Annotated in this window: 18 protein-coding genes; 4 read left to right on the top strand and 14 right to left on the bottom strand. The window is 71.5% G+C overall.

The features are described from left to right. Positions 1–26 precede the first annotated feature (26 nt). Positions 27–1,448, top strand: a complete 1,422-nt coding sequence (gene radA / locus AC1DPN_RS07025) for a DNA repair protein RadA (protein WP_477084019.1) — start codon at positions 27–29, stop codon at positions 1,446–1,448. Here the strand turns inward: radA and AC1DPN_RS07020 are convergent. The 9 genes from AC1DPN_RS07020 to AC1DPN_RS06980 form a co-directional block, all read right to left on the bottom strand. Beyond that, complete coding sequence (locus tag AC1DPN_RS07020; RefSeq protein ID WP_477084018.1) at positions 1,445–1,699, bottom strand: helix-turn-helix transcriptional regulator; 255 nt, start codon at positions 1,697–1,699, stop codon at positions 1,445–1,447. The two genes, radA and AC1DPN_RS07020, sit on opposite strands and share 4 nt — an antisense overlap. Next, entirely contained in the window at positions 1,693–2,154 is a 462-nt protein-coding gene (locus tag AC1DPN_RS07015) for a hypothetical protein (protein WP_477084017.1), read from the bottom strand. The genes AC1DPN_RS07020 and AC1DPN_RS07015 overlap by 7 nt, the downstream gene beginning before the upstream one ends. After that, positions 2,151–3,110: an NAD(P)-dependent alcohol dehydrogenase gene (locus AC1DPN_RS07010; RefSeq protein WP_477084016.1), complete on the bottom strand. Its 960-nt coding sequence runs from the start codon at positions 3,108–3,110 to the stop codon at positions 2,151–2,153. Before AC1DPN_RS07010 ends, AC1DPN_RS07015 begins: the two co-directional genes overlap by 4 nt. A gap of 80 nt (positions 3,111–3,190) precedes the next feature. Then, complete coding sequence (locus AC1DPN_RS07005) at positions 3,191–4,171, bottom strand: N-acetylglucosamine kinase (RefSeq protein WP_477084015.1); 981 nt, start codon at positions 4,169–4,171, stop codon at positions 3,191–3,193. Further along, positions 4,168–5,427, bottom strand: coding sequence for a 6-phospho-beta-glucosidase (locus AC1DPN_RS07000; protein ID WP_477084014.1), 1,260 nt, complete (start codon positions 5,425–5,427; stop codon positions 4,168–4,170). The genes AC1DPN_RS07005 and AC1DPN_RS07000 overlap by 4 nt, the downstream gene beginning before the upstream one ends. Next, a complete protein-coding gene (locus AC1DPN_RS06995) occupies positions 5,424–6,257 on the bottom strand; it encodes a carbohydrate ABC transporter permease (RefSeq protein ID WP_477084013.1) in 834 nt (277 codons plus the stop codon). Before AC1DPN_RS06995 ends, AC1DPN_RS07000 begins: the two co-directional genes overlap by 4 nt. Next, positions 6,254–7,189: a carbohydrate ABC transporter permease gene (locus AC1DPN_RS06990; RefSeq protein WP_477084012.1), complete on the bottom strand. Its 936-nt coding sequence runs from the start codon at positions 7,187–7,189 to the stop codon at positions 6,254–6,256. The genes AC1DPN_RS06995 and AC1DPN_RS06990 overlap by 4 nt, the downstream gene beginning before the upstream one ends. A gap of 5 nt (positions 7,190–7,194) precedes the next feature. After that, on the bottom strand, positions 7,195–8,544 hold the full coding sequence (locus AC1DPN_RS06985; protein WP_477084011.1) for an ABC transporter substrate-binding protein: 1,350 nt from the start codon (positions 8,542–8,544) through the stop codon (positions 7,195–7,197). 86 nt (positions 8,545–8,630) lie between these two features. Continuing rightward, positions 8,631–9,806 (bottom strand): ROK family transcriptional regulator, encoded by a 1,176-nt coding sequence (locus AC1DPN_RS06980; protein WP_477084010.1) that lies wholly within the window; start codon positions 9,804–9,806, stop codon positions 8,631–8,633. 231 nt (positions 9,807–10,037) lie between these two features. Between AC1DPN_RS06980 and disA the strand changes: the two genes are divergently transcribed. Then, positions 10,038–11,117 (top strand): DNA integrity scanning diadenylate cyclase DisA, encoded by a 1,080-nt coding sequence (gene disA / locus AC1DPN_RS06975; RefSeq protein WP_477084009.1) that lies wholly within the window; start codon positions 10,038–10,040, stop codon positions 11,115–11,117. A 46-nt stretch (positions 11,118–11,163) separates the two neighbouring features. Here disA and AC1DPN_RS06970 read toward each other — a convergent pair whose 3' ends face one another. Then, complete coding sequence (locus tag AC1DPN_RS06970; RefSeq protein ID WP_477084008.1) at positions 11,164–11,775, bottom strand: hypothetical protein; 612 nt, start codon at positions 11,773–11,775, stop codon at positions 11,164–11,166. Between the two features lie 105 nt (positions 11,776–11,880). Next, a complete protein-coding gene (locus AC1DPN_RS06965; RefSeq protein WP_477084007.1) occupies positions 11,881–12,456 on the bottom strand; it encodes a GNAT family N-acetyltransferase in 576 nt (191 codons plus the stop codon). 265 nt (positions 12,457–12,721) lie between these two features. On the opposite strand from AC1DPN_RS06965, the gene AC1DPN_RS06960 reads away from it, so the two are divergent. Next, positions 12,722–13,627, top strand: coding sequence for an HhH-GPD family protein (locus tag AC1DPN_RS06960; RefSeq protein WP_477084006.1), 906 nt, complete (start codon positions 12,722–12,724; stop codon positions 13,625–13,627). 7 nt (positions 13,628–13,634) lie between these two features. Here AC1DPN_RS06960 and AC1DPN_RS06955 read toward each other — a convergent pair whose 3' ends face one another. The 3 genes from AC1DPN_RS06955 to AC1DPN_RS06945 form a co-directional block, all read right to left on the bottom strand. Further along, complete coding sequence (locus AC1DPN_RS06955) at positions 13,635–14,162, bottom strand: amino-acid N-acetyltransferase (protein ID WP_477084005.1); 528 nt, start codon at positions 14,160–14,162, stop codon at positions 13,635–13,637. Beyond that, positions 14,159–14,695, bottom strand: coding sequence for a MarR family winged helix-turn-helix transcriptional regulator (locus AC1DPN_RS06950; protein WP_477084004.1), 537 nt, complete (start codon positions 14,693–14,695; stop codon positions 14,159–14,161). Before AC1DPN_RS06950 ends, AC1DPN_RS06955 begins: the two co-directional genes overlap by 4 nt. 119 nt (positions 14,696–14,814) lie before the next feature. Then, on the bottom strand, positions 14,815–15,810 hold the full coding sequence (locus AC1DPN_RS06945; RefSeq protein WP_477084003.1) for a sugar-binding transcriptional regulator: 996 nt from the start codon (positions 15,808–15,810) through the stop codon (positions 14,815–14,817). A 147-nt stretch (positions 15,811–15,957) separates the two neighbouring features. Between AC1DPN_RS06945 and AC1DPN_RS06940 the strand changes: the two genes are divergently transcribed. Further along, positions 15,958–17,778: a glycerol-3-phosphate dehydrogenase/oxidase gene (locus AC1DPN_RS06940; RefSeq protein ID WP_477084002.1), complete on the top strand. Its 1,821-nt coding sequence runs from the start codon at positions 15,958–15,960 to the stop codon at positions 17,776–17,778. Positions 17,779–17,865: the final 87 nt, after the last annotated feature.

Raw genomic sequence — 17,865 nt, 5'->3', positions numbered from 1 at the left:
CGGACCCTGCATCTAGCGTGCGGCAGGTGACGACGACGAGCGTGAAGCGGCCCAGCGGTTCTGCGCGGCCGGCGCGTCCTGCCTTTCGGTGCTCGGAGTGCGGCTGGTCCGTGTCCAAGTGGGTCGGCCGCTGCGGCGAGTGCCAGACCTGGGGCTCGGTCCTCGAGGACACCGGACCGGGTGGTGGTGCCCCGAAGACCGTCGCCACGGCACCCACCAGGTCCACGGCGCTGCCCATCGACCAGATCGACGTCGAGACCGCCCGGGCGCAGTCCACGGGCGTCGACGAGCTGGACCGCGTGCTGGGCGGGGGCCTGGTCCCCGGCGCCGTGGTGCTGCTGGCCGGCGAGCCCGGCGTGGGCAAGTCGACCCTGCTGCTCGACGTGGCGGCACGCGCCGCTCGCACCGGACGCAAGGTGCTCTACGTGACCGGCGAGGAGTCCGCCGCACAGGTGCGGCTGCGCGCGGGCCGGATCCACGCCCTGGCGCCCACGCTGCTGCTCGTGGCGGAGACCGACCTGGCCACGGTGCTCGGCCACATCGAGCAGCAGGACCCGGACCTGCTGGTGGTCGACTCCGTGCAGACCATCGCCTCCGCGCAGGTGGACGGCACCGCGGGCGGCGTGTCCCAGGTGCGCGAGGTCAGCGCCGCGGTGATCCAGGCCGCCAAGGTGCGGGACATGCCCGTCGTGCTGATCGGCCACGTCACCAAGGACGGCGCGGTCGCCGGGCCCCGCACGCTGGAGCACCTCGTGGACGTCGTCTGCCAGTTCGAGGGCGACCGGCACTCCCGGCTGCGCATGCTGCGCGCCACCAAGAACCGCTACGGGCCGACCGACGAGGTCGGCTGCTTCGACCTGTCCGAGGCAGGCATCGTCGGGCTCACCGACCCGTCCGGACTGTTCGTCTCGCAGGCCCTGCATCCCGTCCCCGGCACGTGCCTGACCGTGACGCTCGAAGGGCGCCGCCCGCTCGTCGCCGAGGTGCAGTCGCTCGTCGCGCTGAGCTCGGTCCCCAACCCGCGCCGGACCACGAGCGGTGTCGACGGGAGTCGCCTCGCCATGGTGCTCGCGGTGCTGCAGCGCAGGCTGGGTGTGCGCCTCGCGGACCAGGACGTGTACGTGTCGACCATCGGCGGCGCGCGCGTCATCGAGCCCGCCGCCGACCTCGCCCTGGCGCTGGCCGCGGTCAGCTCGAGGGAGAACGTGCCCCTGCCGCGCGGCCTGGTCGCGATCGGCGAGGTCGGGCTGGCCGGGGAGATCCGGACCGTGTCGGGCGTCGGCCGCCGTCTGGCCGAGGCCGCCCGGCTCGGCTTCACGCGGGCGATCGTCCCGGCCGGTGCGCTGGACGGTGCGGCGCCGCCGGCCGGGCTGACGGTGACCACCGCGAGCGACCTCGGGGAGGCGGTACTCAACGCAGGGCTGGCAGGCGACGAGCCCCGGAGCTAGCGGCCGTCCGGACCGGACCTCGGCCCGTCCCCCGCGGGTTCCGGGTACTGGAACACGTCGTCCAGCGGCACGCCGAAGACGCGAGCGATCTGGAACGCCATCTCGAGGGACGGCGAGTAGCGGCCCTGCTCGATCGCGATGACGGTCTGGCGGGTGACGCCGATGCGGCCTGCGAGCTCGGCCTGGGTCATCTCGTCATGGGCGAAGCGCAGGGCTCGGATCGTGTTGGTGACCCGGGTGGGCTTCACCACGAAGGCAGTCCGCGGCGATAGAGCCCGATCTTGGTGATCGAACCGAGCATGGCGGACAGGATGAACCCGAGGTAGAGCGTGTTGGCGATCCAGAACCAGTCGGCCTCGACCATGGCGAGGACCAGGCCGGCGAGGCCCCCGATCACGAGGAACGACTGGCCGGTGTACTCCCCGATCCGGTCGATCTCCTTGTCCCGCTGGTCCTTGCGGTGGTTGTCCTGACGCCAGACGACCGAGACGAAGATCGTGCCCAGGATCGACGCCACGATGGCGAGGCCGATGGACCAGAGCATGGGCGCAACGTAGTCCACGTCCTCGATCGGCTGGTCGCGTGCACGAGCGAGGATCACCGCGGCATAGGCGAGGAACGATGCGAGCGAGACGATCGCGAAGACCCACACGTTGCGCTCGGTGAACGTCATGCCGTCGTCCTTCTCGTCCAGGGCGCGGCTCACGGGAGCACCACGACCTTGCCGCGCGCGTGGTCCACCCCAAGGTGTCGCACGGCGTCGCGCCCGGCGCTCAGCGGGTAGGTGCACTCGATGGCGGGCGTCATCGATCCTTCGTCGACGAGCCGCGCCAGGACGTCGAGATCCGACGAGCTGTACGTCGCGACGAGCGGGCGGAGCCGCTGCCGTGTGGCCAGCGACAGGACGCCGGCCCGCGCGATCCGGCCCAGTGGCCCCGTCACCCGGTTGCCCTGCCCGGCCGAGAGGACGACCGTCCCGCGCTCGGCGAGCACGCCGCGCAGGGTCGACAGGGTTCGGTCGCCGACCAGGTCGAAGATCACGTCGTACCGGCCGGACAGCTCCTCACGGGTGTAGTCGATGACGCGGTCGGCGCCGAGCGAGCGCACCAGCTCGACGTTCCGGGTGCTGCAGACCCCGGTCACCGAAGCACCGAACGCCTTGCCGAGCTGGACCGCGAACGTGCCGACACCGCCGGACGCGCCGATCACGAGCAGAGACTGACCAGCAGCGAGGCGAGCCACGTCGCGCAGCCCCTGCAGGGCCGTGGTGCCGGCGAGCGGCACGGCGGCGGCCTGCTCGAAGGTCAGACCCGCCGGCTTGTGGGCGACACGCTTGGCCGGGATGCTCGCGAGCTCGGCGAACGCGCCGCCGTTGGGCTCGGCCCACACCTCGTCGCCCTCCGCGAACCCGACGACGGACCCTCCGACGGCCTCGACGACACCCGCGAGCGCCTTGCCGGCGACCGGGACGCGCGGGGTGCGCAGCCCGGAGATCGCGCGGATGAGGTACGGCTTGCCGAGCACGGTGTACCAGTCGGCGGCGTTGACGGAGGCGGCTCGCACGCGGACCAGGACGTCGCGCTCGCCCACCGTCGGGTCGTCGACGTCCTCGAACGAGAGCACGGCGTCCGAACCGTAGCCGCGCTGAACGATGGCCTTCATGGCTGCGCCTCCGAGCTTGATGTCAAGAATTCCTGACATCTCGAACGTAGGGTAGCCCCCGTCGTCATGTCAAGAGTTCTTTACATGACGAGCGCCGCGAGGCCGCCCACGGATGCCCGCGCGCGCTCGAGCTCCGGGCCGCCCGCACCGTGCGCCTCGAGCACCAGGAACGCCGCGCCGAGCACGGGCCGGTCCGTCACGAACGTCAGGTGCGCCCGCGGTGCACCGGCCGCGATCCGCGCACGGATCCCCTCGGTCAGGTCCGGGTCCCGCGCCGCGAGCACTCCCCCGCCGAGCACGACGGGCACGGCGGCGTCGGCCAGCTCCAGCCGACGCAGCGCGGCCAGGGCTAGCGCTGCGACCTCCTCGGCCTGCCGCTCGACGACCGCGCAGGACACGGCGTCGCCACGCGCGGCCGCGGCCAGGAGCACCGGTGAGAGGCCGACGACGTCGTCGTGGCCGAGGACCTCGAAGTGCAGGTCCTCGATCACGTCGGCCATCGAGGAGCGTCCCAGGGCGGCGGGCACCAGAAGCCCCAACGACGTCGCCGGTCCACGCCCGTCGAGCGCACGGGCCGCGTGCCAGATGGCCTGCTCCCCCAGCTCGTACCCACCGCCCCAGTCACCGGAGATCCGGCCCAGCGCAGGGAACCGGGCGGTCGCGCCGTCGGCCCGGCGTCCGACGCAGTTGATGCCCGTCCCGCACACCACGACGACGGCCTCGTGCGAGTCGGTGCCCGCGCGCAGGAGCGCGAACGTGTCGTTGTCGACGACGGACGCGTCCGGCGTGAACCACGGGAGGGTCCGCAGCGCCGCGGTGAAGGTCTCGATCTCGACCGGCAGGTCCAGCCCGGACAGGTAGACCCCGACGCGGACGACGTCGGTCCGGCCTCCCAACGCCTCGCGCACCAGCAGGTCGATCACGTCGAGCGCGGGCTGCACCCCGATCACCTGCGGGCACGAACCCGGTCCACGGCTGTGCGCGAGCACGGTCCCGTCGGGGTCCAACACGAGCACGTCGGTCTTGCTGCCGCCGCCGTCGACGGCGACCAGCACGCTCATCGAGCCCAGGCCAGGTGGGCGCGGTTCTCGTCGAGCAGCAGGTCGGTCAGGCGGGACGCCCGGTCGTACTGACCGACGAGCGGGTGGGCGAGCAGGGCGCGCTCGACACGCGCCCGACCGCCGTGGACCGCGGCCTCCAGCGCGAGGCGCTCGTAGCCGGCGACGTGCGAGACGAGCCCCGCGATGTCGGTCGGCAGCGGGGCCGCCGACAGTGGCGTGATGCCGGACGCTCCGATCGTCGCCGGCACCTCGATCACGTGGTCGTCGGGGAGGAAGGGCAGCGTGCCGCCGTTGCGCACGTTGACCACCTGCACGTCGCCTCGGTCGGCCGTGAGGGACGCGAGCAGGTCGACGGCCGCCTCGGAGTAGAAGGCACCGCCACGGCGTTCGAGGGCCGCCGGCTTGGTGTCCACCGACGGGTCGGCGTACAGCGCGAGCAGCTCGTCCTCGACCGCGGTGACCGCCTGCGCCCGGGTCGGGGCGCCCCGCTGCTCGGCGAGCACCTCGTCGTGCGCGTAGTAGTAGCGCAGGTAGTACGACGGCACGACGCCGAGCAGCTCGACGAGCGACGCAGGCAGCTCGATCTCGTCGGCGATCTCGGCCAGGCGTTCGGAGAGCAGGCCCGGCAACCGGTCGACGCCGTCGACGGTCGCCCCGCGCACCCAGGTCAGGTGGTTCAGGCCGACGTGGTCGAGCTGGACCGCGGACGGCTCCACGGAGAGCATCGACGCGAACCGGCGCTGGAACCCGATGGCCACGTTGCACAGACCGACGGCCCGGTGACCCTCCTCGAGCAACGCCCGCGTCACGATCCCGACCGGGTTGGTGAAGTCGACGATCCACGCGTCGGGCCGGGCGTGCCGACGGACCAGGTCCGCGAGCGACAGGACGACCGGGACCGTGCGCAGCGCCTTGGCCAGCCCACCCGGGCCGGTGGTCTCCTGACCGATGCACCCGCACGCGTGCGGGAACGTCTCGTCGGTGTGCCGGGCGGCCTGTCCGCCGACCCGCAGCTGGAACAGGACGGCCGACGCGTCGGACACCCCCGCGACGACGTCGGACGTCGCGGTGACCGTGACGTCGTACCCGAACCGCGCGAACATCCGCCGCGAGACGCCGGCCACCAGCGAGAGCCGGTGCGCGTCAGGATCGACGAGGCACAGCTCGGTCAGCGGCAGCATCGACCGCAGCCGGGCGAACCCGTCGACGAGCTCGGGTGTGTAGGTGGACCCGCCACCGATGACGGTGAGCTTCATCCCTTGACTCCGGTCAGTGTGACGCCCTGGACGAAGATCCGTTGGGCGAGGAAGAAGATGAGCACGACCGGGATCATCGCGATGATCGTCGCGGCCATCGTGAGGTTCCAGTCGACCGACCGCGCCCCGCGGAACTGCGCGAGCGCGTAGGAGACCGGCCAGGCGGACTCGTTCTCCGAGGTGTAGAGAAGCGGGCCGTAGTAGTCGTTCCACGAAGCGAAGAACATGAAGATCGCGGTCGCCGCGATGCCCGGCTTCGCCATCGGGACGATGACGCGGAGCATCGTGCGGAGCTCGCCGCACCCGTCGAGCCGGGCCGCCTCCGTGTACTCCTTGGGGATGGTCAGGAAGAACTGGCGCAGCAGGAAGATCGAGAACGCGTCGCCCAGCAGGTTGGGCAGGATCAGCGGCCACAGGCTCCCGGTCAGGCCGAGGTGCGACCACATGACGTACAGCGGCACGCTCGTGACCTGCGGCGGGAGCAGCATCATCCCGATCACCGCGATGAGCAGGAGTCCGGACCCGCGGAACTGGATGCGGGCCAGGGCGTAGGCCGCGGGGACCGACGAGATGAGCATGAAGGCGGTCGCCAGGCCCGCGTAGAGGAACGAGTTGCCGGTGTACTTGAGCATCGGCAGCTTGTCGAACACCTCGGCGTAGTTGTCCCAGTGCCACGACGTCGGCCAGCCGAACGACGTACCCGCCTGCTCGGGCGACATCACCGACGTCAGCAGGATGAACACGAACGGCGCGAGGAACATGATCGCGAGCGCGAGGAACGCGGCGTGGTCCGCAACCCAGATGAGCGGCGAGCGGCTCCGGCGGTTCAACTGGCCACGTCCGGGGTGAACGACTTGAACCGGCGGAGCAGGACGGCCATCACGATCGCCGCCACGACGAACAGCACGACGGCCATGGCCGAGGCGTAGCCGAGCAGGTTGGCGCCGAACGCCTTGGAGTACAGCAGCTGCCCGTAGGTGAGCGTCGACTGGTCCGGCCAGCCCATCGCTCCGGCCGCACCCTGCCCGACGTTCGACTTGCCCATCGCGGTCGACGACGCGACCGCCGGCTCGGTGAAGTACTGCAGCGCCCCGATGATCCCGGTGATGAGCGCGAACAGCAGGACGGGGGTCAGGTTGGGCACGGTGACGAACCAGAACTGCTGACGCGTGCTCGCGCCGTCGAGCTCGGCGGCCTCGTACTGCTCGGTGGGCACGTCCAGCAGGCTGGCCAGGAAGATCACCATGATGTCGCCGAGCACCCACAGCCCGAGCAGGACGAGCGACGGCTTCGCCCAGGCCGGGTCGGTGAACCAGCCCGGCCCGTCGATGCCGAACGCGCCGAGGATCTCGTTCACGGGTCCGGTGGCGGGGTTGAACACGAAGACGAACGCGATCGTCGCCGCCACCGGAGGGATGAGCGCCGGCAGGTAGTAGACCGTGCGCAGGACGCCCGACGAACGCCGGGCACGCGTGAGCACCCAGCCGACGAACAGGGCCCCGACGATCCGTGCCGGCACCAGGATCGCGACGAACCACAGCGTGTTGAGCGTCGCCGTGCCGATCAGCGGGTCACCGCTGACCAGGTACTTCCAGTTGGCGAAGTTGTTCCACCGCGGCGGGTTCGACAGGTCGAACGCCGTGAACGAGTAGACGACCGTCATCACCAGCGGGAAGACGAAGAACACGATCATGCCGAGCAGTGCCGGCGTCAGCAGGGCCAGTGCGGCCCTGTTCCGTCGACGTTGGATCGTCGAGGCCATGTGCGTCAGCCCGCCTGGAGCTGGACGGCGGCGTCGATCTCGTCGTCGACCGTGGCGAGCATGCCGGGCAGGTCCGTGACGTCACCCTGCTGCCACTTGGCCGTGTGGGTGCCGAAGATCGTCTGGTACTCCGCACCGATCGCGGACGGGGGCGTCGTGGACGACTTCGGGTTCTCGAAGATGTCGAGGAACGTCTGGAACTGCTCGGAGACCTCGAGGTCCGGCGAGGTGATCGCGTCGTGCATGGTCGGCGCGTTCTTCAGGCCGTTCGAGAGCTTGACCTGCGCGTCGGTGTTCGTCGTCAGGTATTTGATGAGCGCCCAGGCCGCCTCGGGGTTCTTCGCTCCCTTGCCGATGCCGACGATGTTGCCCGTGATGTAGCCCGCGCCGTAGCTGTCCTCGTAGCCCTCCGCCGACGGCATCGGTGCAGTGCCGTAGCTGAGGTCGGGCGCCTGGTCGGCGATGAACGCGGTGCGGTACTCGCCGTCGACGTTCATGGCGACCTTGCCGGTCTGGAAGTCGTTCTCGGCCGAGAACTCCTGCCCGAGCGCGGCCTGGAAGTCGGCCAGCTTCTGGTAGCCGCCCAGGCGGTCGATCAGGTCCTTCTGCCACTCGAGGATCGCGTTCCAGCCGGGCGACGAACCGATGGCGGAGGTGCCGTCGTCGTTGAGCCACTGCGCGTCAGCGGCCGGTGCCCAGTGGGACTCGGCGTTCTCGTAGTAGCCGAGCAGGGGCATGAAGCCGAGGGTCTTGATCGAGCCGTCGTCGTTGAACGTCGTCAGCTTGACGGCCATGTCGCTGAGCTCCGCCAGCGTCTTGGGAGGCTCGGTGTAGCCGCCCGCCGCGAGCAGGTCCTTGTTGTAGTAGAGGCCGTAGACGTCCGCCAGCGCGGGCATGCTGCAGCGCACGCCGTCGAACTCGGTGTAGCCCAGCACGGTCTCGGGGATCTGCGTCAGGTCGACGTCGTCGCGCTCGATGAAGCTCGACAGGTCGGCGAAGTCGCCCGACGAGCACAGCGGGCCGACCTGGTCGGTCGAGTACGACAGCCCGACGTCGATGGCCTGACCTGCGGAGATGGCCTGTCGCATCTTCTGGTCGTCCTGCCCGGACTTCACGTTCACCGTGACACCGGGGTTGGCCGTCTCGAAGTCGTCGACCACCGACTGGATGACGTCGGCCTCACGGTCGGTGAAGAAGTGCCAGAACTCGACGGTGCCGCTGACGTCCGTCGGGGCCGACGCTGCGGCCGTCGGGGAGTCCGACGAACCGCCGCTGCAGGCGCTGAGACCGAGGACGGCAACGGCCGCCAGGGCGGGGACGACGAGCCGTGCTCGCCGGGAGGTGCGTGTACTCACCAGAGGCTCCGATCGCGGGTTCGAGCGCACGACGGACCGCCCCCCGGACCAGGTGCGTCCGAGCAGGTCGTCGTGCGGGGTGTGGGTTAAGGGACGAGGTCCAGGAGTCGAGAGCGCAGGTCGGCGCCAACGACGGATCGGGCACCGCGCAGAACCGGGTGATCAGCCACGGTGCTCACGGAGATGTGCGGGGACCACCGGGTGGTCCTGCGGATGTGCCCTCGCACCAGGTCGGCGAGGGTCTGACCACCGGCGACGCCGGTCGGTCCACCGAGCACGACCTGGGGAGGGTCGAGCACGGCGAGCGCGGGGATGACGCCGACGGCCACACGCACCGCGAGCTCGGCCAGGATGGCCGGGCGTTCGGGGTGGGCGGCCAGCTCGGCCATGACGGCGTCGAGGGTCCGACCGCGGACGCCGTGCGCCCGGGCGAGACGGCCCATCGCGATACCGCCGATGAGGTCCTGCAGGTCTTTCGCCGCGGGCACGAGCCCAGCGGCGTCCTGCGGCACAGGCAGGTAGCCGATCTCGCCGGCACCTCCCGCGGCGCCGCGGTGCAACGTGCCCGCGAGGTCCAGGGCCAGGCCGAGCCCGTCCCCCATCCAGAGCAGGACGAAGCCGTCGGCGTCGTGCCCAGCCCCCTCGACCCGTTCCGCCACCGCGGCCAGGTTCACGTCGTTGTCGATGCGGACGGACAGGCCGAGTCCGTCCTCCAGCTGTGCGCGGACGGCCTTGCGCGGCCAACCGGGCATCAGGCCGACGAAGGCGAGGTCGTCGGTGCGCGGGTCGACGGCACCCTGCACGCCGACGGCGACGCTGACGACCGTGTCGGGCAAGGTCCCGGCGGCCTGGCACGCGGCCTCGATGGCGGCGCGGATGTCGCCGACCGCGGACCGCTCGGACGCGGTGCGCGACAGCTGCACCTCAGCGACCGGGTGCTCACCGCCGGTCGCGTCGACGAGCGTCGAGACGACGAGGTGCGGCCGGACGTCGACTGCGACCGCGTGGGCCCGGTGGGTGCGCACGCCGTACGTGACGGCGCTGGGTCCGCGGACCGCGGCGAGCGAGCCGACGACGTCGATCAGGTCCAGTTGCTCGAGCCGCGCGACCACCTGCGACGCGGTGGGCTTGGAGAGCCCGGTGAGCTCCCCGATCTGCGCCCGCGTGAGCGGTCCGTGCTCGAGCAGGAGGGCGAGCGCGGCCCGGTCGTTCATGGCGCGCAGCAGCCCGGGTGTTCCCGGCTGGCTGGGCGTGCCGCTCATCTGGTGCGCTCCGATCGTCGTTGACCGCTCCCGGTCGGCGGGCCCTCGTGGCTCACTTTTCCAGGTGCGTCAAAACTAACAGGTAGGTTTCCTAATAGACAACAGCCTGGACGCGTCGGACACGTCTCGGTCCGGTAACGGCGTTGTTACTTCTGCCGGGCGGGTGAACGACGACGACCACCTGCGGGTCGGAGGGGGTCCGCGTGACCGGGCGTCGTTACGATGCACCCTGTGCCGCCCCACTCGCACGCCACAGACGACCTGCTGAGGTCCACGCTCGCCGCGGTCGCCCCCGGCGGGGAGCTTCGCGACGGTCTGGAGCGGATCCTGCGCGGTCGCACGGGCGCGCTGATCGTCCTCGGGTTCGACAGCACGGTCGAGAGCATCTGCTCGGGCGGCTTCGTGCTGGACGTCGAGTTCTCGGCCACCCGCCTGCGCGAGCTCGCCAAGATGGACGGCGCCGTCGTGGTCGACGCGAGCATCTCCCGCATCGTGCGCGCGGCCGTCCAGCTGCTCCCCGACGTGACGATCGAGACCTCCGAGTCCGGCACGCGGCACCGTACGGCGGAGCGTGTCGCCAAGCAGACCGGCCTGCCCGTCGTGTCGGTCTCGGCATCGATGCGGATCATCGCGCTCTACGTCGGCGGCAACCGCCACGTCATCGAGGACTCGACCACCATCCTGTCCCGCGCCAACCAGGCGCTCGCGACGCTCGAGCGGTACAAGTCGCGTCTCGACGAGGTCAGCGGCACCCTGTCCGCACTCGAGATCGAGGACCTGGTGACGGTCCGCGACGTGTCCGCCGTCGTCCAGCGCCTCGAGATGGTGCGGCGCATCTCCGAGGAGATCGAGGGGTACGTCGTCGAGCTGGGCACCGACGGACGCCTGCTCACGCTGCAGCTCGACGAGCTCGTCGGTGGCATCAGCTCCGATCGCGAGCTGGTCATCCGCGACTACGTGGACACCGTGCGGCGCGACGTCGACTCGGTCCTCGACGAGCTGTCCTACCTCGACTCGACCGAGCTCGTCGACATCGGCCGCATCGCCACCGTGCTCGGCTTCCCTGGTGGCGGCGACGCACTGGACGCCGCGACCGGCCCCCGCGGCTACCGGCTCCTGTCGAAGGTCCCCCGCCTGCCGGGCGCGATCGTCGACCGCCTGGTGTCGCATTTCGGCGGGCTGCAGAAGCTCCTGGCCGCCGGCATCGACGACCTCATGGCCGTCGAGGGTGTCGGCGAGCAGCGCGCCCGGGCCGTTCGCGAAGGCCTGTCGCGCCTCGCGGAGTCGAGCATCCTCGAGCGGTACGTCTGACCGGCTGTCGTTCTCGGGTCCGCCCTGCGACGCCGCCGAGCGCGGGTCAGCTCAGCCCGAACACCGCGGGTGCCGCCGCCGCGCCGGCCAGCGTGAGCTGGGCCGAGTAGGTCCCCGAGCCGGGTGCGGGCAGACCCGCCGGGCAGGTCGGCTCCGACCGCACGCGGTTCCACGCGAGCTGCGAGGTGTCGTTCCCTCCTGCGGGCAGCAGCAGCTCGCGGCTCTCCGTCCCGGCGACGATGCAGTCGCGGTTCGACCAGACCCGGTCGTCGCCCGACGTGATGACGATCTCCCGGCTGGCCTCGCCGGCGTCGACCAGGCACGACTCCGACCCGTTGTTCGTGATCGAGACGCTGAACGACGGGCTCTGACCGGGTCCGAACGACTCGGCCGTCGCCGTCATGGCGACCGCGAGGGTCGTCGCGTCGCAGTCGGAGACACCGCCAGGCTCTTCGGATGGCGTGGTGGACGGTGTCGGTTCGACCGGGGCGACCGCTGATGTAGAGGTCACGGCCGCTGGAGTCGCACCCGCGTCATCGCCGCGGCCGGTCAGCCACACGACGAGCAGAACGACGACCAGCAGCGGGATCCCGAGGACGACCAGGCGGCGCACCCAGTAGACGCGGGCGGGGACCCGAGGCTGTTGCTGAGCGCTCATCGGTACACCGGCCCCTCACGTCTCGTCGCCACCCCGTCCTCCGTGGCGCGACAACGGTAAATGCCCGCACGGCCGACGCCGAGCCGACGCACCGAGGACGCCGGATCAGAGTGCGAGCCGGACCACCGCGCGCCCGGGGCGCGTCCGAGCGACCACCTCGAAGCCCGCCGCCTCGAACGTCGACAGCCGCCCGCGGTACGTCCCCGACCCCGCGTTCGGGCGTTCGGCGGCGTCGACCGGGTAGCCCTCGACCGTGTGCGCCCCTCCGTCGCGGGCGTGACGGACAGCCGCGTCGAGCAGGACCGCGGACACGCCACGGCGTCGGAACCGCGTCCGCACGACGAAGCACGTGACCGCCCAGATGCCGTCGTCGTCCAGGTCAGCGCGCGTCTGCGCGGTCGACATGGACGGGCTCGTCGCGATGCGCGGGAACGTCGAGCGGGGTGCCACGGACACCCACCCGACAGGCTCGTCGCCGGTCCGGGCGACGACGCCGGGGCTCGCACCGTCGGCATCCACCTGCGCGACGAGGTGGGCGCGCTTCTCCCCGACCGGCATCGACCGGTAGACGGACGGTGCCCACCGGTCGAACTGGCACCAGCAGTGCCGCTGGTCGCCGGGGGTGCCCAGCACGGCCTCGGCGTCCGCGACGCTCCCGCACGGTCCGGCGACCAGGTCCATCCGGTCACGCTAGGCCCACCGCGACCCGGCCGCGCGTGCGGAAGGATGCTGCCGTGCCACGGTGCTGCTGACGGCGGCGGGCCTCTCCGTGGGGCACGATGCGGCGGTGCCACGGTGCTGCTGACGGCGGCGGGCCTCCCGGTGGGGCACGATGCTGCCGTGCCACGGTGCTGCTGACGGCGGCGGGCCCCTCCGTGGGGCACGATGCTGCCGTGCCACGGTGCTGCTGACGGCGGCGGGCCTCCCGGTGGGGCACGATGCTGCCGTGCCGCCGCTGACCCCGTCCGCCCTGCGCGAGCCGGTGCTCGCCTGGTTCGACGTGCACGCCCGTGACCTGCCGTGGCGGGCGCCGGACCGGACCCCGTGGGGCGTCCTGGTGAGCGAGGTGATGCTCCAGCAGACACCCGTCGTCCGCGTCGAGCCGGCCTGGCGTGCGTGGATGGCGCGCTGGCCGGAGCCGGTCGACCTCGCCGACGCGTCGACGGGCGACGTCCTGCGGGCGTGGGACCGCCTGGGCTATCCGCGTCGGGCGCTGCGCCTGCAGGAGTGCGCGCGAGCGGTCGTCGAACGGCACGGCGGTGAGGTCCCCTCGTCGGAGCCCGAGCTGCTCGCCCTTCCTGGCGTCGGGTCGTACACCGCCGCCGCGGTGCTGGCGTTCGCGTTCGGACGTCGCTCCGTGGTCCTCGACACCAACGTGCGCCGGGTGCTCGCGCGCACGGTGCGGGGCGAGGCGCTCCCACCGCCGACGCAGACCGCCGCCGAGGTCCGCGCCGCGAGCGAGCTCGTGCCCGCCGACGACGCGACCGCCGCCCGGTGGGCCGCGGCGTCGATGGAGCTCGGCGCGCTCGTCTGCACCGCGCGCTCTCCCCGGTGCGACGGCTGCCCGGTCGTCGACCGCTGCGCGTGGTTCGCCGCCGGTCGCCCGGCCGACGTGCACGCCGCCCGCCGCAGGACCCAGGGGTTCGTCGGCACCGACCGCCAGGTCCGCGGACGGGTCATGGCCCTGCTGCGCGACGCGATCGGCTCCGTGCCCGCCGCCGCCGTCGACGCGGTGTGGCCGGACACCCGCCAGCTCGAGCGTTGCCTCGACGCGCTCGTGGCCGACTCACTGGTCGTGCGCGACCGCTCCGGAGGAGACGACGAGCCCCCGGGCTACCGACTCCCCCACTGAGCCGCCGTCAGTCGAGCTCGATCAGCATCCGGGTGTTGCCCAGCGTGTTCGGCTTCACGCGCGCCAGGTCGAGGAACTCGGCGACGCCGTCGTCGTGCGAGCGCAGCAGCTCGAGGTAGACGTCGGGCGTGACAGGCGTCCCCTCGATCACGTGGAACCCGTGCGCCTCGAAGAACTCGACCTCGAACGTCAGGCAGAACACCCGGCGCAGCCCGAGGTCCCGCGCGCGCTCCAGGAGGGCGTCGAGCAGGGCGTGCCCCACACCGGCGCCCCGCCAGGCCACGGAAGCCGCGAGCGTGCGGACCTCGGCGAGGTCCTGCCACATCACGTGCAGCGCGCCGCACCCGATGACGTCGCCGGGCTCGTCGTCGACCGACGGTGCCTGGGCGACGAGGAACTCCTGCACGGACTCGTAGTAGCCGACCCACTCCTTGGCAAGGAGGATCCGCTGCTGCGCGTAGGGCTCGACGAGCCCGCGGATGGCTCGGACGTCCGCGGGCATGGCTGGCCGCACGGCGAAAGAGTGCGCGCTCATGCGGTCTCGGCGACCGGGTGCGGCGGGTCGGCCCGTGGGTCCGAGTGTGCCGCCGCGAACCGGCTCTCGAGAGCCTCGAGCTCCCGGGTGCCCAGGAGGAATCGTCGCAGCGCGCCGGCCATCGCGGTGCTCTGCTGTGCGTCGAGCCGTTGCTTGGTCATCGTGTCCATGGTGCCCTCCACCTCGCGCAGCCGTGGCACCAGCTGCTCGGCGTGGACGGTCAGGGTCAGGAGCACCGCACGCCGGTCGCGCGGGTCCGACTGCCGCTCGACGAGGTCCCGCTGCACCAGCGCGTCGACGACGCGGCTCGGGCTGCCGGCCTCGCACACGATCATCCTGCCGAGATCGCGCAGGCTCAGTGGCCCGTACTCGTGGAGGACGAGCAGGATCTCGGCCTGCGAGGGGGTCAGGCCCGTGTCCGTCAGCAGCCGGGCGTAGACGCGGTTCGCCTCGCGTTGCGCCGCAAGGACGAGGTATCGCAGCTCGCCGGGCGCTGGTCCGACGGCGACACCGGGGGGACGGTCCTCGGTCACGGGTGCTCAGTTCTGGTCGGGGTCGCTCTGCCCGCGGGACCCGGCTGACAATTCGCTCACTGTCTCACGTCCCCGGCCTCCCCGAGCGGGGCGCGTCGGTCGACGACGAGAGTCCTGGCCTAACCCCGGGTCCGGGTGCCCGCCCGACGGTGGTGCGGGGGCTCGGCGGCCTCCAGGAGGCCGGTCGCGGTGATCTCGTCGACGACGAGGTCGGTGACCACACCGGCTCGCAGTCCAGCGAGCAGCGGTGCGACCTTGTTGTCCCCGGCGACCACGCACACGCGCCGCGGGATGCGCTGCAGCTCGACGGGCGTCGGACCCGTGGCCCGCTCGTTGAGGTGCACGTCCTGCCACGAGCCGTCGGCGCGCAGGAACACCGTGCACACGTCTCCGACGACGCCCTCGTCGTGCAGGTTCCGCACGTCGGAGTCGTCGAGGTACCCGGCCGAGTACACGTGGCTGGGCACGGCCCCGGCGACGGCGCCGACCGAGAACACCGCGATGTCGGCGCGACGCTGCATGTCGAGCACCCGACGGACCGAGCGCTCGCGCCACATGGCGGCCTTGGTGTCGGGGTAGTCGAAGAAGGCGGGCACCGAGAAGTGGTGCACCGCGGCCGAGAACGCGGACCCGAACGTCGAGATCAGGTCGGTCGCGTACTCGATCCCGCTGGTGCGCATGTTTGCCGCGCCGTTGAGCTGGACCACCGCCGAGCCCCGCGTCGGCTTCGGTGCGAGGTACCGCGACACGGACGCCAGCGTGGTCCCCCAGGCGACCCCGAGGACCATGTCGGAGTCGAACCAGGACGACAGCAGGCGTGCCGCCGTGATCGAGACCTGGTCGAGCCGCTCGATGTGGCTGGCGGAGTCCGGGACGGGCACGACGTAGGTCTCGATGCCGAATGTGGCCGCGATGGTGCGCCCGAGTCCCGGTGCACGCGTGCTCGCCGGACGCAACGTGATCTCGACGAGTCCGGACTCCCGCGCGCGCTTGATCAGCCTCGAGACCGTGGACCGCGACGTGCCCAGGTGCCGCGCGATGACCTCCATCTTGATGTCCTGGAGGTAGTACATGGACGCGGCGCGCAGCACGTCCTGCTCGCGTTCGACGTACATCGCACCCTACTTTCGTCCGGACGCGATCGTTGCACATATGTGCAGCCCGGTTGCGCGTTCGTTCGCCTCATGACGACGATAGCCAAGGAGCCCGTACCGGGCGAACGGTACGAAACCGATTCACCGCACAACTCAAGGGGCAATCAGATGCGAACGGCGCCGTTGACGGCCCAGTCTCGACAGGACGCGCTCGACGCGCTTCGCGCGAGTGCCGAGCGGGGGAACGAGCTCGACGTCCTCGTCATCGGAGGAGGCGTCACCGGCGCAGGGATCGCTCTGGACGCGGTGAGCCGCGGTCTGTCGACGGCGATCGTGGAGGCCCAGGACTGGGCCAGCGGCACGTCGAGCAGGTCCAGCAAGCTCGTGCACGGCGGGCTGCGCTACCTGCAGATGCTGGACTTCCACCTGGTCCGCGAGGCGCTCACCGAGCGGGACCTGCTGATCAACCGCCTGGCGCCGCACCTCGTCAAGCCCGTCAGCTTCCTGTACCCGCTGGAGAACCGCGTCTGGGAGCGGGCCTACGTGGGCGCGGGCGTCGCGCTCTACGACACGCTGGCCTCGGTGAACGGCGCCAAGCGCGCTCTGCCCATCCACCGCCACCTGAGCCGCAAGGGTATGGAGCGGCTCTTCCCGGACCTGCGGCACGACGCCGCGATCGGGGCGGTCCGCTACTGGGATGCCGCGGTCGACGACGCACGGCTCGTCTCGACCCTCGTGCGCACCGCCGTCTCGTACGGCGCTCGGGCCGCGAGCCGCACACAGGTGCAGGGCCTGCAGACGACCACCGGCGGCGCCGTGACGGGCGCCGAGGTCGTTGACCTGGAGACGGGCGACCGCATCGACGTCCGCGCCCGGCACGTCATCAACGCGACGGGCGTCTGGACCGAGCAGACCGAGGCGCTCGCCGGCAACGAGGGCGGCCTGCGGGTGCTGGCCAGCAAGGGCGTGCACATCGTCGTGCCGCGCAGCCGGATCGCCGGCGAGGTCGGCCTGATCCTCCAGACCGAGAAGTCCGTCCTGTTCATCATCCCCTGGTCGCGCTACTGGGTCATCGGGACGACGGACACCCCGTGGGAGCAGGAGCTCACGCACCCCGTGGCGACGAGCGCCGACATCGACTACGTCATCGAGCACGCCAACACGGTGCTGAGCCGCCCGATCACGCGCGAGGACATCATCGGCACGTGGGCCGGCCTGCGTCCGCTGCTGCAGCCGCAGCTCAAGGCGGGCACCAGCTCCGCGAAGGTCTCTCGCGAGCACACGGTCGCCTCACCCGCCCCCGGCTTCACGGTGATCGCGGGCGGCAAGCTCACGACGTACCGCGTGATGGCCAAGGACGCGGTCGACTTCGCGATCGGCTCGCGTGCGACGTCGCTGCCGTCGATCACCGACGACCTGCCGCTCGTCGGCGCCGAGGGCCTGCAGGTGTTCCAGCGCCAGGCACGCGCGATCGGTCAGAAGTACGGGTGGAGCCGTCCGCGGATGGACCACCTGCTGCACCGGTACGGGTCGCTCCTGGGCGAGCTCATCGACCTGGTCGACGCGGACCCGTCGCTCGCCGAGCCACTGACGAACGCGGACGCGTACATCGGCGCCGAGATCGTCTACGCGGTGAGCCACGAGGGGGCGCTGCACCTCGACGACGTCCTCATGCACCGGACCCGGCTCAACTACGAGCAGGCCGACAAGGGGGTCGGTGCGCTCGAGCAGATCGCCGACCTCGTCGCGCCCGTCCTGGGCTGGGACGACGCCACCCGCAGCCGTGAGATCGCCGCGTACACGGCTCGAGCCGAAGCCGAGGACGCAGCAGCGCAGGAGACCGACGACGCCTCCGCCGAGAAGGTCCGGCTGCGTGCAGCCGACCTGGCACCGATGCGGGCGGTCGATGACTCCAAGGAAGCGGTGGGAGCCGGCATCAAGCCGGGATCACCGGCCGGCAAGGGCTCGTCCGGGCCCGTCGGCACCTAAGACCCCTCGCGGTCTACCGCGAGGTCAACGTGACAACGATGTCCGTCAGAAAGGGTCGACTGTGGACTACACAATGACAGATGCCTT

The organism is Cellulomonas sp. P4_H4 (assembly GCF_056400865.1).
The sequence above is the reverse complement of the archived record's forward strand: the minus strand, read 5'-3'. Positions and strand labels throughout refer to the sequence as shown.

What these genes read in the sequence shown, in the direction of transcription:
- AC1DPN_RS07010 (WP_477084016.1), bottom strand. Translation starts at nt 3,110, where the DNA reads ATGAAGGCCATCGTTCAGCGCGGCTACGGTTCGGACGCCGTGCTCTCG.
- AC1DPN_RS07005 (WP_477084015.1), bottom strand. Translation starts at nt 4,171, where the DNA reads ATGAGCGTGCTGGTCGCCGTCGACGGCGGCGGCAGCAAGACCGACGTG.
- AC1DPN_RS07000 (WP_477084014.1), bottom strand. Translation starts at nt 5,427, where the DNA reads ATGAAGCTCACCGTCATCGGTGGCGGGTCCACCTACACACCCGAGCTC.
- AC1DPN_RS06990 (WP_477084012.1), bottom strand. Translation starts at nt 7,189, where the DNA reads ATGGCCTCGACGATCCAACGTCGACGGAACAGGGCCGCACTGGCCCTG.
- AC1DPN_RS06980 (WP_477084010.1), bottom strand. Translation starts at nt 9,806, where the DNA reads ATGAGCGGCACGCCCAGCCAGCCGGGAACACCCGGGCTGCTGCGCGCC.
- AC1DPN_RS06970 (WP_477084008.1), bottom strand. Translation starts at nt 11,775, where the DNA reads ATGAGCGCTCAGCAACAGCCTCGGGTCCCCGCCCGCGTCTACTGGGTG.
- AC1DPN_RS06965 (WP_477084007.1), bottom strand. Translation starts at nt 12,456, where the DNA reads ATGGACCTGGTCGCCGGACCGTGCGGGAGCGTCGCGGACGCCGAGGCC.
- AC1DPN_RS06955 (WP_477084005.1), bottom strand. Translation starts at nt 14,162, where the DNA reads ATGAGCGCGCACTCTTTCGCCGTGCGGCCAGCCATGCCCGCGGACGTC.
- AC1DPN_RS06945 (WP_477084003.1), bottom strand. Translation starts at nt 15,810, where the DNA reads ATGTACGTCGAACGCGAGCAGGACGTGCTGCGCGCCGCGTCCATGTAC.
- AC1DPN_RS06940 (WP_477084002.1), top strand. Translation starts at nt 15,958, where the DNA reads ATGCGAACGGCGCCGTTGACGGCCCAGTCTCGACAGGACGCGCTCGAC.